A 14,289-nucleotide genomic window follows, 5' to 3' on the forward strand; every position below is an offset into this window, starting at 1 on the left:
CGGCCTCGATCAGCCCCCGAGGTGCCCGTGCGCGTGCTTCCCCGTCTCCTCACCGTCCTCGCCCTGGCCTGCGCGTCGCTCGCGGCCCCGCCGGCGTCACCGGCCTCGGCGGTCCCCGAACCGTCCGGCTGCGACCCGATCGATCCGGCGGCCTGCCTGCTGCCGTTCCCGAACGACTGGTTCACCGTCGCCGACCGGGGCACCGACACGGGCCGCCGGGTGGCCTTCGCGGCCGGGTCCATGCCGGTCTCGGTCGCCGGCGTGCCGATCGCGCCCGCCGAGTGGAACAGGAACGACGGCTTCTCGCCGGGCTCGATGCTGCTGGCCAGGGTGCCGGGGCTCGACCTGGCCAGGACGGGTGCCGCGCCCATCACCGACATCGGCAGGTCGCTGGACCGGGACGCGCCCGTCGTGCTGCTGGACACCGTGACGGGGGAGCGGTGGCCGTACTGGGCCGAGCTCGACGCGAACGCGCCGGCCGACCGCCAGGCCCTGATCGTCCGCCCGGCCCGCAACCTGAGCGAGGGCCACCGGTACGCCGTCGCCCTGCGCGACCTCCGCGACGCCGCCGGCGCCCCGATCCCGCCGAGCCCCGCCTTCGCCGCGGTCGCCGGGCCGCCCCTGCCGCCGGACCACGAGCTGCACGACCGTCAGCGCCGCCTCCAGCCCGCGCTGTCCGCGCTGCGCCGCGCCGGCATCGGCACCCGCGGCCTCTACCTGGCCTGGGACTTCACCGTCGCCAGTGCGCGCGGCCTGGCCGGTCCCGCGCTGGCCATGCGCGACGACGCCCTGCGCACGCTGCGCGGCCGCGCGCCCGCCTTCGAGGTCACCTCGGTCACCGACCTCACCCCCGAGCAGGACGCCCAGATCGCCCGCCGGGTCGAGGGCACCTTCCGCGTGCCGAGCTACCTCGACCGGCCCGGCGGCCCGCCCGGGTCGGCGCTCAACCGCGGCCCGGACGGCCTGCCGGCCCGCATGCCCGGCAACGAGCAGGTGGCGCCCTTCCGCTGCGAGATCCCCCGCGTCGCCTTCGACCGCCCCGCCCGGCCCTCCCTGTACGGCCACGGCCTGCTCGGCAGGCACGCCGAGGTGGGCGCGTCGAACGTGAAGACCATGGCGCAGGAGCACGGCTTCCTCTTCTGCGCCACCAAGTGGATCGGCATGGCCGACGAGGACATCCCGAACGTCGTCTCCGTCTTCACCGACATCTCCCGGTTCGGCACGATCCCCGACCGCACGTTGCAGGGCTTCCTCGACTTCATGTTCCTGGGCCGCGCCATGACCGCCCCCGACGGCTTCGCCGCCCACCCCGCCTTCCGCACCGCCGGCGGCCGCCCGCTGATCGACCCCCGCCACGGCCTGGTGTACGACGGCAACAGCCAGGGCGGCATCCTGGGCGGCGCGCTGGTCGCGCTGTCGAAGGACATCGAGCGCGGCGTGCTCGGCGTGACCGGCATGAACTACAGCACCCTGTTCAACCGCAGCGCCGACGCCGCCCCCTTCCAGGCCGCCTTCGACCGGGCCTACCCCGACAAGCTGGACCAGCAGCTCGTCCTGGCGCTCATGCAGATGTTGTGGGACCGCGGCGAGGCCGACGGCTACGCCGCCCACCTGACCGACCGCCCCTACCCGGGGACGCCGCGGCACCGGGTGCTCATGCACGTGGCCTTCGGCGACCACCAGGTGGCCACGGTCACCGCCGAGGTCGAGGCCCGCACCGTCGGCGCCCGGCTGCTGACCCCGGCCCTCGCCCCGGGACGCAGCCCGGACGTCGTGCCGTTCTGGGGCATCCCCGGCATCCGCGGCCGGGCCCATCCCGGCTCGGCCCTGGTGATGTGGGACAGCGGCGCCCCTGCGCCGCCGCTCACCAACACCCCGCCTACGCAGGGCGAGGACCCGCACGAGAAGCCGCGCAGGACCCCGGCCGCCCAGCTGCAGAAGTCGGTGTTCCTCAAGACCGGCGTGGTCGCCGACGTCTGCGAGGGGCCCTGCGTCACCCGGTGACGCCGGGCCGCCACATGGGCCAGAACAGCGCGCCGTCGGGCAGCGCGAACGGCTCCTCGGCCTGGTAGCCGTGCCTGGCGTACAGGTCGCGGCTGCGGGCGCTGCTGGCCTCCAGGTAGGCGGGCGCGCCGTCCAGCAGGGCGTGGTGGCGGCGCAGCAGCGCCGAGCCGAGCCCCCGGCCCTGGTGGTCCGGGTGCACGGCCAGGAACGCCAGGTGGTGGTACGGCGGCTCCGGGTGGTGCCGTTCGAACAGCTCGTCCAGCACCCGGAAGCGGTCGGCCCACCTGCCGGTGGCGGCGGTCAGGCGGCGGTCGTAGTCGGGCGGCTCGGGCAGCGGCGCGTCGGCGGTGTGCGTCAGCCAGACCGCGACCGCGCGGCCCTCGTCGAGCAGGTCCACCTCGCCGTGCTCGATGGCGTGCGAGACCAGGATCAGGAAGTCGGCCACCATGATCTCGTGCCGCCCGGCCGGTTCGGGCACCAGGTACGACACCGCGGGCAGCCGCGCGAAGGCGGTCGCGATCAGCTCGGCGACCGCGCCGGCGTCCCCGGCCGTCGCCCGGCGGACGTCGTGCGCCGCCACGTCCTGTCCGCGCCTCAACGGACGGCCTCCGGCGTGGCGGCGGCCTTGGCGCCCATGCCCACCAGCGAGTACACGCTCGGCTGTCCTGTGCGAAGGACCAGCGCCCAGCCCACGCCGAACAGGGCGGCCACCGCGTACACGACCGGCAGGATCCAGGCGAGCGGATCGCCCTCGGGCACCCCGAGCAGCGTCGGGAAGTTGTCCAGCGCGAGCCAGACCATCACCGCCAGCGCCAGCGCGGCGGGCACGGGGGCCAGGAACCGCCGCGCGAGGTTCTCCCCGCTCGGCTGCCGGGCGAAGAAGGCGACGATCGCGATCGAGGTCACGAACACCAGCAGCAGCACCCCGAACCCGCCGAACGAGCCGCCGTAGAAGAAGAGCTGCACCAGCGGGTCGAGCCCCAGGACCGCGTAGACCACGATGACGACCAGCCCGAGCACGGTCTGCGCGATCGAGCCCGACCGGGGCGCGCCGCTGCGCGGCCGGGTGCGGCCGAAGAAGGCGGGCAGCACCCGCTCGCGGCCGAGCGCGAAGAAGTACCGGGCGGTGGTGTTGTGGAAGGAGATCATGGCGGCGAACACGCTGGTGACGAAGAGCACCCGGGCGATGTCCACGACCGCGCCGCCGAGGTGCTGGTTCGCGATGATGAAGATCGTCTCGGCCTGGTCGCGGCGCGCGGCGGCGACGATGTCCGCCGGTCCCGTCGCGACCGTCATCGCCCACGACGACAGCGCGTACAGACCCGCGATGATCGCCACCGACGCGTACGTGGCCAGCGGCACGGTACGCCGCGGATCCCGGCTCTCCTCCGAGAACACCACCGACGACTCGAACCCGACGAACCCGAGCGTCGCGATGACCAGCAGCGCCCCCACCCCCGGCACGAACAGCGCCGCGGGCGACAGCGTCTCGGCCGAGAACCCCGACCGCGCCGGGTTGACCAGGTCCGCCAGGTCGAACAGCAGGATGACCGCCACCTCGGCGGTGAGCAGGACGGCCAGCAGTCGCCCGTTGACGTCCACCCGCATCAGCCCGAGTACGCCCACCAGCGCCCAGGCGACCAACGAGATGGCCCACCAGGGCGGCGCGCCGCCGAACCAGCGTTCGAGCAGCGGGGTGGCCGCCGCGCCGAAGGCGCCGTACAGGCCGACCTGGAGGGCGTTGTAGGCGATCAGCGCCACCCAGGCCGCCGCGATGCCCGCCGGACGGCCGAGGCCCCGGCTGACGTAGGTGTAGAACGCGCCGGCGTTGGCCATGTGTCGGGCCATGGCCACGTACCCGACCGCGAACACCGCCAGCACCGCGCCCACGACCAGGAACGCGATCGGCAGCCCGGTGATGCCGGTGACGGCGTAGCCGGTGGTGATCACGCCGGCGACGACGGTGAGCGGCGCGGCGGCCGACAGGACGAAGTAGACGACCGAGGGCGCGCCGAGCCGGTCGGCGGCCAGGGCGCCGGCGATCGGGTCGGGCGCGGCGCCGGATCTCGCGGAGGGCATCGCGTTCCTTTCTGGGGGGTTCAGGTGCGGTGTGGTCGGGTCGGCGGTCCGGGGCTCACGTCCGGTAGGTCAGGACGGCGTCGCCGACGGCCGCGCTCACCTGGCGGCCGAGGTCGCTGAGCGGTTGGGGCATCGCGGCCAGCACCGTGGTCAGGTACTGGTGGGCGCCGCGCCGGTCGGCCGGGTCCTCGACGACGACGTCGGTCAGGTCGCAGGCCTCGGCCAGCGCCGCCAGCGCCATGTCGTGCGGGGTCAGCGGCTGCCACTTCACCAGCGCGAGCCGCAGCCGGGCGGAGGGCCACATGGCCCGGTTGAAGTCGGTGGAGAAATAGCGGAATTGTTTACGCTTGAGCAGCCTCGGGGATTCGCGGTCGAGCAGACCATTACCCATCAACCGGCTGGTTACTTCGGTGACCGAGCGTTGTGCGAGGTAGGCCAGCCAGGTCCGCACATCGGTGTGCTGCGGGGAATTGCCTATTTCGGTCAGCACCTTTCCGGTCAGCTCGTCCGGGACCCGGCGCCGGTCGACCACTCGCAGCCGGACCCCCTCGACGGTGATCCGCTGCTCCAGCACCAGCTCCGCGAGCAGCGCCCCGGCCAGGCCGAGCGCCACGCCCGGGACGTGCAGCCGAGGCTTGCCCGAGCCCGTCGCGTCCCAGCAGACGAAGAAGAAATCATCGGCAAGCAAAAATCGGCCCGCTCACTATAGGAATTGGTGGATGACCGGTTCAGGAAGCAGCGTGTAGCCGCCAGCGGCAATTTGTACCAAAAACCCGCATCTCCGGGCTAGACCCTATTTATCGGGAAATAAAAAACACCGGCTTCATGGAGAAGCCGGTGCCGCCCGATCGGGCCCGTCAACCGATGGTCGCCGGGGGTTCGGATCGTCAGTTCGCGCAGTCCTGCTTGTCGAGGGCCAGGCCCATCTCGTAGATCTTGCCGCCGCGGAGCAGGAAGTAGTAGTGCGCCTTGGCGTTGCCCGGCACGGCGACGTACGGGAAGCCGCTCGCGGCCGTCCGCAGCTTGTTCGCGTACGCGCGCTTGAGCTGGGCGTTGGTCGAGCCGATGCCGATGCCCTGCGGCGTCTTGGCGCCCTTCGGGGCGAAGATGATCGCCACGCCCTGCTTCTTGGAGATGAAGAGGCCGACCGCGTCGCGGCCGGTCCGCTGGGCCTTGAGGTCCCAGCCGGAGCAGGTGGGGGAGTCGAGGCCGGGCTTGTGGACGATCTTCCCGGTGGCCTGGGCGGCCTTGGCGCTCATGCCCAGCGTGACCCCGCCGTATCCCTGGGGGCCGAAGGCGGGGGCGGCGAGCGCGGGGGAGGCGATCCCGGCCAGCGCGACGCCCGTCGCGAGGGTCGCCGCCGCGATGATGTGCTTCGTCGTCATGCAGGGTTTGACTGCGCGCCCGGCGCACAAGTTCGCCCGGTTCGCGGGCGGTTGCGGGCTGACGTGTCCGTTACGCGGTTGAGGGATGGTCTTGTCCCAGGCCCGGGTACTGGTGCCGGTGATCACAGCCCAGGAGGCACCAGAGATGACGGATGTTCCTATCGTTGTCGGCATAAATCGTACTCAGGATGGTTCTGTTGCTGTCGCTGTGGGCGAGTCGGGCATGTACAGCCTGCAGAAGGAGCGCATCACCCGGCGCAGGCACCACTGGGGCCGTCTGGGCGACCTGCCGGACCTGTACCTGCCCGAGATGCCGCTGCTCAAGGAGCCCGTGGACCTCGTGGTCGAGGGATACGCCGCCGACGCCGAGATCGAGCACAAGGACGCCTACGAGGAGGAGCTGCGCGAGACGCTGAGCCTCAAGGAGGACGCCCGGGTCGTCCTGGTCTCCCACCATCTCAGCCACCTCTACAGCGCGTTCCCGCCCTCGCCGTTCGACCGGGCGGCGGGCCTGGTGATCGGCGCGCAGGGCAGCCGGGTCAGGGACTTCACCGAGCCGGTCCGGCTGCCGAAGGGCACCCGCGACGACATGCTGGAGGTCGCCTCGTTCTACCGCTGCGAGCGCGGCGGCCCGGTCGAGTGCCTGGCCAAGCAGCTCTGGGACGGCGACTGGGCCCGGCCGACCGGCCTCGGCTGCTTCTACACCCTGCTGACCAGGCTGCTGTGGCCCGAGGGCGAGGGCAACGAGGCCAAGGTCATGGGCCTGGCCCCGTTCGGCGACGCGTACGTGTACGGCCTGCCCGACCTCGACGTACGCGGCCACGAGGTGTTCATCCCCGAGGAGTGGATCGAGACCTTCGCCCAGCGGGACGCCTACGTCTACGAGCCCGGCGGCGAGCGCTTCTCCCGGGCGGCGGACCTGGCCGCGGCCGGCCAGCGGGTCTTCGAGAACGCCCTGGCCCAGGTGGTCGCCTGGCTGCACGGGCAGACCGGCCTGGACCGGCTGGTCTACGCCGGCGGCGCCGCGCTCAACGCCACGGCCAACGGCCGGATCGTCCGCGAGTCGCCGTTCCGCGAGGTGTTCATTCCGCCGAGCCCGCACGACGGCGGCACCGCCGTGGGCTGCGCCCTGTACGGGCTCATCGAATGCCTCGGCGTCGAGAGCCGCTTCCGCTGGACCGACGACTTCCTCGGCCCCGACCCGGACGAGACCGAGATCACCGCAGCGGTGCGGAGCCTGCCGGACGGCCTGGTGGCCGAGCAGCCGGCGGACCTCGTCGGCGCGACCGTGTCGCTGCTGGAGAGCGGCCGGGTCGTCGGCCTGCACCAGGGCCGCAGCGAGTCGGGCCCGAGCGCGCTCGGCAACCGCAGCGTGCTCGCCGACCCGGCCAGGCCGGACATGCAGGACTACGTCAACTTCGAGGTCAAGGGCCGCGAGTGGTTCCGCCCGCTGGCCGCGCTGGTGCTGGCCGAGCACGCCGAGAGCCTCTTCGGCGTCGACCGCCCGGCCCCGTTCCTGCAGTGCGTCGTGGACGTGCGTCCCGAGCACCGCGCGAGCCTGCCGGGCGTGACCCACGTGGACGGCACGGCGCGGATCCAGACCGTGGAGGAGCAGGCCACGCCGTTCCTGCACGCCCTGCTGACCGCGTGGCACGCGGCCACGGGCTCCCCGGTGCTGGTCAACGCCTCGCTCAACGGCCCTGGCGAGCCGCTGACCGAGACGCCCGAGCAGTCGATCGGCACCCTGCTCTCGACGAACCTGCACGCCCTGGTCATGCCGCCGTACCTGATCCGCAAGCGCGAGGAGCCGCCGGTGCCCGGCCTGAACTGGGACCGCGACTAGCATGCGCGTTCACCCGGCCGTCCCGGTGCTGCTGACCGCCCTGGCCGCGCTGTCGGCGGCCTGCGGCGGCGGCCCCGTGCGCACCACCCAGGGGGTGGTCGTGACCTCCGGCTCGCCGTCGCAGAGCACGCGGAACGCGCTGGCCGGGAAGGTCGTCGTGCTCGACCCCGGGCACAACGGCGGCAACGCCTCCCATCCCAAGGAGATCAGCCGCCCGGTCGACATCATCACCGGACGCAAACCCTGCAACACCACCGGCACCCAGACCGCCGCCGGCTACACCGAGCACGCCTTCACCTGGGACGTCGCGAACCGCCTGAAGCCGCTGCTCGAAGACATGGGCGCCAAGGTGGTGCTGACCAGGCCGGACGACACCGGCGTCGGCCCCTGCATCAACGAGCGGGCGGCCATCGGCAACAAGGCGCGGGCGGACGCCGTCCTGTCCATCCACGCCGACGGCGCGCCGCCGGCGGGCCACGGCTTCCACGTGATCCTGCCGGGCCTGGTGGCCGGGCACAACGACGCGATCATCCAGCCGTCCAGGAAGCTCGGCGTGGCCGTCCGGAACGCCTTCCGCGACGGCACCGGCCTGCCGTACGCCACCTACACCGGCGAGCAGGGCCTGCAGACCCGCACCGACCTGGGCGGGCTCAACCTGTCCACCCGCCCGGCGGTGTTCATCGAGTGCGGCAACATGGCCAACCCGGGCGACGCCGCCAAGATGTCCGACGGGGAGTTCCGCGGGGAGATGGCCGGCGCGCTGGCCGCCGGGCTCAAGCAGTTCCTGACCGGTTAGGCCCCGTAGGCGCGCAGGAAGACCTCGACGGCGGCGTCGGCGAGCCGGTCGAGCTCGGCCTCGGTGTGGTGCTCGCCGCCGCCCGCGAACATGACCCTGTTCACCGGGATCCACAGCAGCAGGCCGACGAAGTGGTCGGCGGCCAGCCGCGGGTCGTCCATGGGACGCAGGCCGTGCCCGGCCAGGCGGCCGAAGGCCGTGGACATGCTCTCCAGCGAACGCTCGAAGCCCTGCTCGTACCAGGTGCGGCCGAGGTCGGGGAAGCGGTCGGCCTCGGCGATGATCAGCCGTCGCAGCCGCAGCACGTCGGGCTGCATGATCGAGGCCAGGAACTCGTGAGCCAGCTTGCGCAGCCCCTTCTCCAGGTCGTCGTTGCCCTCCAGCGACTCGGTGATCAGCTTGGCCAGGCCCTCGATCTGCGCCGTGGTGTCGAGGATGATCGTGGTGAAGAGCTGTTCCTTGTCGCTGAAATGCTTGTAGACGGTCTGTTTCGAGACCGCGGCGATCGAGGCGACCTCGTCCATGCTCGCGCCCACGTAGCCGTTGCGCAGGAACACCGCGCGCGCCGCGTCCAGGATCTGCCTGCGCTTGCGGGCCGTCCGGCCGTCCTCGTCGGTCACCGTCACGCCACCTTTTCGATCATGAGTTCGCATAGTACTGGACAGTTCCGTACTCATTTGAGTACTGTACCGTCCAGTTCCCGAAACGAACAGGAGTGACGACCTCATGAGCGACCTTCAGCAGCAGGTGCAGCAGACCGCCGACAAGCTGGTCGAGTCAGGCGCCGAGCGCGGGTTGCAGGTGGCCGTCTACCGCGACGGCGTGCAGATCGTGGACGTGGTGGCGGGCGTGGCCGACCCGGAGACCGGCCGGCCGGTCACCTCCGACACCCCGTTCTACAACTTCTCCATCGGCAAGGGCGCGACCTCCACGGTCGCCCACATGCTGGCCGAGCGCGGCCTGTACGACTACGACACCCCGGTCGCCGACCTGTGGCCGGAGTTCGCCAGGAAAGGCAAGGGCGGCGTGACCGTCCGCCACGTGCTGACCCACACGGCCGGCGTGCCCGGCGTGCCGCTCGACACGACGCCCGAGGACGTCTGCGACTGGGACAAGATGGTCGCCGCCCTGGAGAACGCCGAGCTGTGGTGGGAGCCGGGCACGAAGATGGGCTACCACGCCTACACCTTCGGCTTCCTCGTCGGCGAGATCGTCCGCAGAGCCACCGGCAAGCGCATCTCGCAGGTGCTGCTGGAGGAGGTCTCCGGCCCGCTGGGCGTGGCCCGCGAGCTCTACTTCGGCATGCCGCCGGTGGAGCAGCACCGCCTGGCCCGCCTGGAGGACGAGCCGATGGACCCGTCGGCGTTCGGGGACATGCCGGCCGACCTGCCGATGTTCAGGGCCGGGCCGATGGAGCTGATGCCCAACGCCGCCCTCGGCAGCAGGCCCGACTACCTGACCGCCGACATCCCGGCCGGCGGCAAGACCTCGGCCAGGGCGATCGCGCGCATGTACGCCGCCCTGCTCGGCGAGGTGGACGGCGTGCGGCTGATCTCGCCGGAGCGGCTGCGCGAGGCGACCACGGTGGCCTACAGCGGCCCGGACGAGGTCTTCGGCATGCCCTCGACGTGGGGTCTCGGCTTCACCATCGGGCTTCCCGGCGGCTCGCCGCAGGAGAGCGCGACGGCGTTCGGCATCGGCGGGGCGGGCGGCAGCTACGCGTGGGCCGACACCGCGACCGGCACCGCCGTCGCCCTCACCAAGAACCGCCTCACCAACGACTTCGCCGCCGTCGGCGAACTGGCCGCCCTGGTCGCCCGGTCCTGACCGCCGGGCGCGGGGGCGTCGCCGCCTCCGCCGGGGCTCAGCCGTCGCGGCACAGGGGGCGGCCGCCGACCACGCAGGCGATGCCGTCGAGGTCGCAGCTCAGCAGGGTGCCGTCCATGCCGAGCACGAGCACGAGATCGCTCCTCGACCGGTGGGCCAGCATGATCCGGCCGACGACACCGTTGTCCAAGACCACGGTCGGGCGGCTCGCAGCGCTGTCCATGTCCTGGCGACTCCTCTCGGGTTCACAACAGGCCACGCGCGCCGGACCCGTCCCCACCAGGATGCACAGCCGCCGCCTCCGGCGCATCGGTCATCCGGCTCTACTTTCGTACGGATCCTGCGTTGTCGCCCTCCCGCCATGCTCGCAGAGGGCGGGGTGCGAGACTGACAACGGCAGGCGACGTGCAAGGAGGCCGGCGTGCGGACGTGGTTGACCGAGCGGTTCGGGCTGACGGTGCCCCTGGTTGGCGCGCCCATGGCCGGAGTGGGCGCGGGCCGGCTGGCCGCCGCCATCTCCGCGGCCGGCGCGCTCGGCGTGATCGGGGTGTCCGCCGCCGCCCCCGCCTCCTGGATCGAGGCCGAGGCCGCCGTCGCCGCCGGGAGCGGGCGGCCGTACGGGATCGGGCTCATGGCCTGGGCGCTGCCCGGGAACCCGGCCCAGTTCGAGGCCGTGCTCGCGGCCCGGCCGCGGCTCGTCTCCGTGAGCTTCGGGCCGTACCAGCGGTACGTGGAGGAGCTGCGGCAGGCCGGCATCACGGTCGTCACGCAGGCGGGCACCACCGACGAGGCCCGCGCCGCCGAGCAGGCCGGCGTCGACGCGGTCGTGGCGCGCGGGGCCGAGGCGGGCGGCCACGGCCGGGCCGACGTCGGCACGCTGCCGCTGCTCCAGAGCGTGCTCGACGCCGTCCGCGTCCCGGTGCTGGCGGCGGGCGGCATCGCCACCGCGCGCGGGCTGGCCGCCGTGCTGGCGGCGGGGGCCGAGGGCGCGTGGGCCGGCACGGCGTTCATGGGCTGCGCGGAGACGGCCCTGCCGGAGACGGCGGCGGCCCGCGTGCTGGCCGCGGCCGAGACCGACACCGCCTACGGCCGCGTCTTCGACGTGGCCCAGCGGCTCGACTGGCCGGCCGAGTACGGCGGCCGGGCCCTGCGCAACACGTTCTTCGACCGCTGGGCCGGTCACGAGGAGGAGCTGGCGGCCGACGAGGAGGCCGCGGCGCGGATCGCCGCCGCCCGCCGCGACGGCGACTTCGACACCGCCTGCATCTACGCGGGCCAGGCCGTCGGGATGGTGCGCGAACGGCGCACGGCCGCCGACGTGGTGGCCGGTTTCGCCGAGGCGGACGCCCTGCTGCGCCGCTTCGCCCAGCCCGGCGGATGACGCCGCTCCTGGCCTGATGCATCCTCTTGTGCCATGACACATCAGACGCTCCCCCCAGCGCCCCCGGCACCCGCCGCGCCCTCCGTCGCCACGGCGCCGGAGACCGCGTCCGCCAGGGGCAGCGTGCTGGAGGTGATGGAGAAGATCGGCACGGTCGTCGTGCCGATCGCCGTCGCCGTGTACGCCCTGCTCTACCTGGGCTTCGAGAGCGTCTACGACACCTTCGGCGTCACCCCTGAGCAGGCCGGGCTCACCCAGGCGAGCATCTTCGGCCACCTGGTGGCGACGCTCGTGCTGCTCTTCCTGACCCTGCTGCCGCTGCTCGGCCTGGTCGTGGGCGCCTGGTGGCTGCTCGACCGGATCACCCGCGGCGCCGCCGGACGCGTCCTCGACCGGGGGCGGGAACAGCCGTGGCTGGCCGCAGCGGTGGGCGCGGCGCTGTCGGGCGTCGCGTACTGGGGGCTGCTCGGCATCCTCGACGTCACCGGCACGCCGGTGCTGATCACGGTCGCGGTGGTCGGGCTGTTCTGCCTGCTGGTGCCGTACCGGTTGCTGCGGGCGCGGCCCACCGGACGGGCCGCGATGCGCGTGCTGACCGGCGCGCTGGTCGGGGTGGGCCTGGGGTTCGTGCTCGTCGGCTGGATGACGCAGGGGGCCGAGGGGGTGCACGACCGCGGCGAGGCCAACCTCGTGCTCCAGCTCACCGGGTTCTCCAACCAGTGGGCCGAGGTGCGCGACGACTCCGGCAAGCTCCTGTCGAAGGGGCAGCGCTGGCTGGTGCTCGGCCAGGACTCCGGCGCGTACGTGTTCTACGACTGCGCCACGGCCGGCACGATCCGCCGTCCGATCGACGCGACGGTGCTGAGCAGGATCGAGCTCGACCCCGAGTTCGACGACCCCCGCCCCTGCGGTTACGCGGCCAAATAGAACACGTTCCGGTAAGTTACCGATTAGTATGGCCACCGAACAGTGGCAGGCGAGGAAATGGGTCACCATGTCTGAGCTAGAACGTGTTCCGCCCGGCGTGGATCCGAACGTGCCGAGCTCCGCCCGGGTGTACGACTACCTGCTCGGCGGCAAGGACAACGTCGCCGTCGACCGCGCGGTCGCCGAGCGGCTGCTGGCCGTCGCGCCCGACGCCCGAGCCGTCGCCAGGGCCAACCGCCGCTTCCAGATCGAGGCCGTGCGCCACGTCGCCCGCCAGGGCGTGCGCCAGTTCATCGACCTCGGCACCGGCATCCCGACCTCGCCCAGCATCCACGAGACCGTCCGCGAGGTGAGCCCCGCCTGCCGGGTGGTCTACGTGGACCACGACCCGATGGTCCGCCTGCACGCCCAGGTGCTGCTCGCCGACCAGCCCGGCGTCGCCGGCATCCAGGGCGATCTGCGCCGGCCCGCCGACATACTCGCCGACCCGCACGTCACCGGCCTCATCGACTTCGACCAGCCGGTCTGCGTGCTGATGGTCGGCGTGCTGCACTTCGTCATGGACGCCGAGGACCCGCCCGGCATCGTCGCCGCCTTCAGGAAGCCCATGGCGCCCGGCAGCCATCTGGTGCTGTCCCACGCGATGGCCGAGAGCTCTCCCGAGGCCATCGCCCAGCTCCGCCTGGCCACCGCCGGCTCGCCCGCCCAGGGCGCGTTCCGCAGCCACGGCGAGGTGCTGCGGCTGTTCGACGGGTTCGAGCTGATCGGGCCCGGCCTGGTGCCCGTCCAGGACTGGCGGCTCACAGACGACGACCACGTCCCGCCGCTGGACGGCACCCCCCGGCTCCGGCTCGACGCGGGCGTGGGCCGGGTGCCCGTTCAGTAGTCCTTCAGCGCGATGTTGGTGGCGAACTTGTCGGTCACCTTCATCATCAGGCCGAGCAGGAAGCCGAACTTGAAGGTCCAGTTCCGCATGCGGATCCCGGCGGGGGAGCCGGGCGCCAGGAACGTGCCCGCGTTGTTGCCGCTCCTCGTGACCTTGGAGTAGCGGCGCATCTGGCGTTCGTACTCGGCGAAGGCCACGCGGTGGTCGCCGCCCGCCGCGGCCAGCTCCTCGGCCAGCACGTACGCCCCCACCAGGGCCAGCCCGCTGCCGAACCCGCCCAGCGTGCTGCCGTACGCCGCGTCGCCCAGCAGCGCCACCCGGCCATTGACGTACCGGTCGATGCTCACCCGGCTGATCGAGTCGAGGTAGACGTCCTTGGAGCCGCGCACGGCGTCGAGGACCTGCGGGGTGCGCCAGCCCATGCCGGCGTAGGCCCGCTCCAGGATCGCCTTCTGCTGCTCGACGTCGTAACGGTCGTAGTCGAGCCGCTCGGAGGCGAAGACGAAGAACGCCGGCGCCTTCGGCCCGCCGACCGCGACCATCCTGCCGGGCTCGTTGTACATCTGGCCGTGCGGGCCGAAGTCGGTGTCCAGCTCCACCAGCGCGTAGTAGTGGCCGAGGAAGTCCACGCACTCGGACTCGGGGCCGAAGGCCAGCCTGCGGACGTTGGAGTGGATGCCGTCCGCGCCCACGACCAGGTCGAACGTGCGGGGGGCCGAGCGTTCGAAGGTGACGTGCACGCCGCCCGCGGCCTCGGTGAGCGAGGTGATGGAGTCGCCGAAGACGTACTCGCAGGTTGACGCGGTGCGCTCGTACAGCAGGCGGGCCAGGTCGCCGCGGCGGATCTCGATGTCGCCGCCGGTGAACTCGCCGGGCATGACTCCGAGCGTGCGGCCGTCGGCGTCCACGAAGTGCTGGTCGGTGCCGCCGGTCTGGAGGCGGCGCACGTCGTCCAGGATGCCCATGCGGGTCAGGACGGTGTGGTGGGTCTCGCCCTTGAAGTCCACCGCCTGGCCGCCCTCGCGCAGGGCCGGCGCCTTCTCCACGACGGTGACGTTGCAGCCGTGGCGGGCCAGGCAGTGGGCCAGCGCGGGGCCGCCGATGCTGGCTCCGGAGATGAGTACGCGGGTGTTGTGCAGGTTGTCTCTCATGTCGGCAAGC

Annotated in this window: 13 protein-coding genes and 1 pseudogene; 7 read left to right on the top strand and 7 right to left on the bottom strand. The window is 72.6% G+C overall.

What is annotated here, in order from left to right:
- Nucleotides 1–33 precede the first annotated feature (33 nt).
- The gene (locus tag ACIBK9_RS06420) at nt 34–2,004 is read left to right on the top strand and encodes a hypothetical protein (RefSeq protein WP_397155641.1); all 1,971 of its coding nucleotides are present in this window, start codon (nt 34–36) and stop codon (nt 2,002–2,004) included.
- Here the strand turns inward: ACIBK9_RS06420 and ACIBK9_RS06425 are convergent.
- From ACIBK9_RS06425 to ACIBK9_RS06440, 4 genes are all read right to left on the bottom strand, one after another.
- On the bottom strand, nt 1,994–2,602 hold the full coding sequence (locus ACIBK9_RS06425) for a GNAT family N-acetyltransferase (protein WP_397155643.1): 609 nt from the start codon (nt 2,600–2,602) through the stop codon (nt 1,994–1,996). The two genes, ACIBK9_RS06420 and ACIBK9_RS06425, sit on opposite strands and share 11 nt — an antisense overlap.
- Nucleotides 2,599–4,083 carry an APC family permease gene (locus tag ACIBK9_RS06430; RefSeq protein WP_387671327.1) on the bottom strand — a complete coding sequence of 495 codons (1,485 nt, stop codon included), beginning with the start codon at nt 4,081–4,083 and terminating at the stop codon, nt 2,599–2,601. Before ACIBK9_RS06430 ends, ACIBK9_RS06425 begins: the two co-directional genes overlap by 4 nt.
- Before the next feature lie 55 nt (nt 4,084–4,138).
- Entirely contained in the window at nt 4,139–4,771 is a 633-nt protein-coding gene (locus ACIBK9_RS06435) for a GPP34 family phosphoprotein (RefSeq protein ID WP_358291795.1), read from the bottom strand.
- Nucleotides 4,772–4,970: 199 nt separating this feature from the next.
- A complete protein-coding gene (locus ACIBK9_RS06440; protein WP_397155646.1) occupies nt 4,971–5,468 on the bottom strand; it encodes a hypothetical protein in 498 nt (165 codons plus the stop codon).
- 223 nt (nt 5,469–5,691) lie between these two features.
- Here ACIBK9_RS06440 and ACIBK9_RS06445 point away from each other — a divergent pair, with 223 nt between their 5' ends.
- Nucleotides 5,692–7,311 carry a carbamoyltransferase C-terminal domain-containing protein gene (locus tag ACIBK9_RS06445; protein WP_397155648.1) on the top strand — a complete coding sequence of 540 codons (1,620 nt, stop codon included), beginning with the start codon at nt 5,692–5,694 and terminating at the stop codon, nt 7,309–7,311.
- A gap of 1 nt (nt 7,312) precedes the next feature.
- Nucleotides 7,313–8,107, top strand: coding sequence for an N-acetylmuramoyl-L-alanine amidase (locus ACIBK9_RS06450; protein WP_397155650.1), 795 nt, complete (start codon nt 7,313–7,315; stop codon nt 8,105–8,107).
- On the opposite strand, the gene ACIBK9_RS06455 is transcribed toward ACIBK9_RS06450, so the two are convergent.
- On the bottom strand, nt 8,104–8,727 hold the full coding sequence (locus ACIBK9_RS06455) for a TetR/AcrR family transcriptional regulator (RefSeq protein WP_397155652.1): 624 nt from the start codon (nt 8,725–8,727) through the stop codon (nt 8,104–8,106). The genes ACIBK9_RS06450 and ACIBK9_RS06455 overlap by 4 nt on opposite strands.
- A gap of 106 nt (nt 8,728–8,833) precedes the next feature.
- Here ACIBK9_RS06455 and ACIBK9_RS06460 point away from each other — a divergent pair, with 106 nt between their 5' ends.
- Nucleotides 8,834–9,934, top strand: coding sequence for a serine hydrolase domain-containing protein (locus tag ACIBK9_RS06460; protein WP_397155654.1), 1,101 nt, complete (start codon nt 8,834–8,836; stop codon nt 9,932–9,934).
- Between the two features lie 37 nt (nt 9,935–9,971).
- Here ACIBK9_RS06460 and ACIBK9_RS06465 read toward each other — a convergent pair whose 3' ends face one another.
- Nucleotides 9,972–10,157, bottom strand: a complete 186-nt coding sequence (locus ACIBK9_RS06465) for a hypothetical protein (protein ID WP_352320620.1) — start codon at nt 10,155–10,157, stop codon at nt 9,972–9,974.
- A gap of 189 nt (nt 10,158–10,346) precedes the next feature.
- On the opposite strand from ACIBK9_RS06465, the pseudogene ACIBK9_RS06470 reads away from it, so the two are divergent.
- The 3 genes and pseudogenes from ACIBK9_RS06470 to ACIBK9_RS06480 all read left to right on the top strand — a co-directional run.
- Nucleotides 10,347–11,315: pseudogene (locus tag ACIBK9_RS06470) on the top strand (NAD(P)H-dependent flavin oxidoreductase); the annotation flags it as partial.
- Between the two features lie 33 nt (nt 11,316–11,348).
- The gene (locus ACIBK9_RS06475) at nt 11,349–12,242 is read left to right on the top strand and encodes a hypothetical protein (protein ID WP_397155656.1); all 894 of its coding nucleotides are present in this window, start codon (nt 11,349–11,351) and stop codon (nt 12,240–12,242) included.
- A 67-nt stretch (nt 12,243–12,309) separates the two neighbouring features.
- Nucleotides 12,310–13,128: an SAM-dependent methyltransferase gene (locus ACIBK9_RS06480; RefSeq protein ID WP_358291810.1), complete on the top strand. Its 819-nt coding sequence runs from the start codon at nt 12,310–12,312 to the stop codon at nt 13,126–13,128.
- Here ACIBK9_RS06480 and ACIBK9_RS06485 read toward each other — a convergent pair.
- Nucleotides 13,122–14,279 carry an FAD-dependent monooxygenase gene (locus tag ACIBK9_RS06485; protein ID WP_397155658.1) on the bottom strand — a complete coding sequence of 386 codons (1,158 nt, stop codon included), beginning with the start codon at nt 14,277–14,279 and terminating at the stop codon, nt 13,122–13,124. The two genes, ACIBK9_RS06480 and ACIBK9_RS06485, sit on opposite strands and share 7 nt — an antisense overlap.
- Nucleotides 14,280–14,289: the final 10 nt, after the last annotated feature.

Origin of the sequence: Nonomuraea sp. NPDC050227, from assembly GCF_044459705.1 — a bacterium.
Classification (GTDB): Bacteria; Actinomycetota; Actinomycetes; order Streptosporangiales; family Streptosporangiaceae; genus Nonomuraea.

Excerpts from the sequence above, each read along its gene's own strand:
- ACIBK9_RS06430 (WP_387671327.1), bottom strand. The coding sequence starts at position 4,083 with ATGCCCTCCGCGAGATCCGGCGCCGCGCCCGACCCGATCGCCGGCGCC.
- ACIBK9_RS06440 (WP_397155646.1), bottom strand. The coding sequence starts at position 5,468 with ATGACGACGAAGCACATCATCGCGGCGGCGACCCTCGCGACGGGCGTC.
- ACIBK9_RS06445 (WP_397155648.1), top strand. The coding sequence starts at position 5,692 with ATGTACAGCCTGCAGAAGGAGCGCATCACCCGGCGCAGGCACCACTGG.
- ACIBK9_RS06450 (WP_397155650.1), top strand. The coding sequence starts at position 7,313 with ATGCGCGTTCACCCGGCCGTCCCGGTGCTGCTGACCGCCCTGGCCGCG.
- ACIBK9_RS06460 (WP_397155654.1), top strand. The coding sequence starts at position 8,834 with ATGAGCGACCTTCAGCAGCAGGTGCAGCAGACCGCCGACAAGCTGGTC.
- ACIBK9_RS06465 (WP_352320620.1), bottom strand. The coding sequence starts at position 10,157 with ATGGACAGCGCTGCGAGCCGCCCGACCGTGGTCTTGGACAACGGTGTC.
- ACIBK9_RS06475 (WP_397155656.1), top strand. The coding sequence starts at position 11,349 with ATGACACATCAGACGCTCCCCCCAGCGCCCCCGGCACCCGCCGCGCCC.
- ACIBK9_RS06480 (WP_358291810.1), top strand. The coding sequence starts at position 12,310 with ATGTCTGAGCTAGAACGTGTTCCGCCCGGCGTGGATCCGAACGTGCCG.
- ACIBK9_RS06485 (WP_397155658.1), bottom strand. The coding sequence starts at position 14,279 with ATGAGAGACAACCTGCACAACACCCGCGTACTCATCTCCGGAGCCAGC.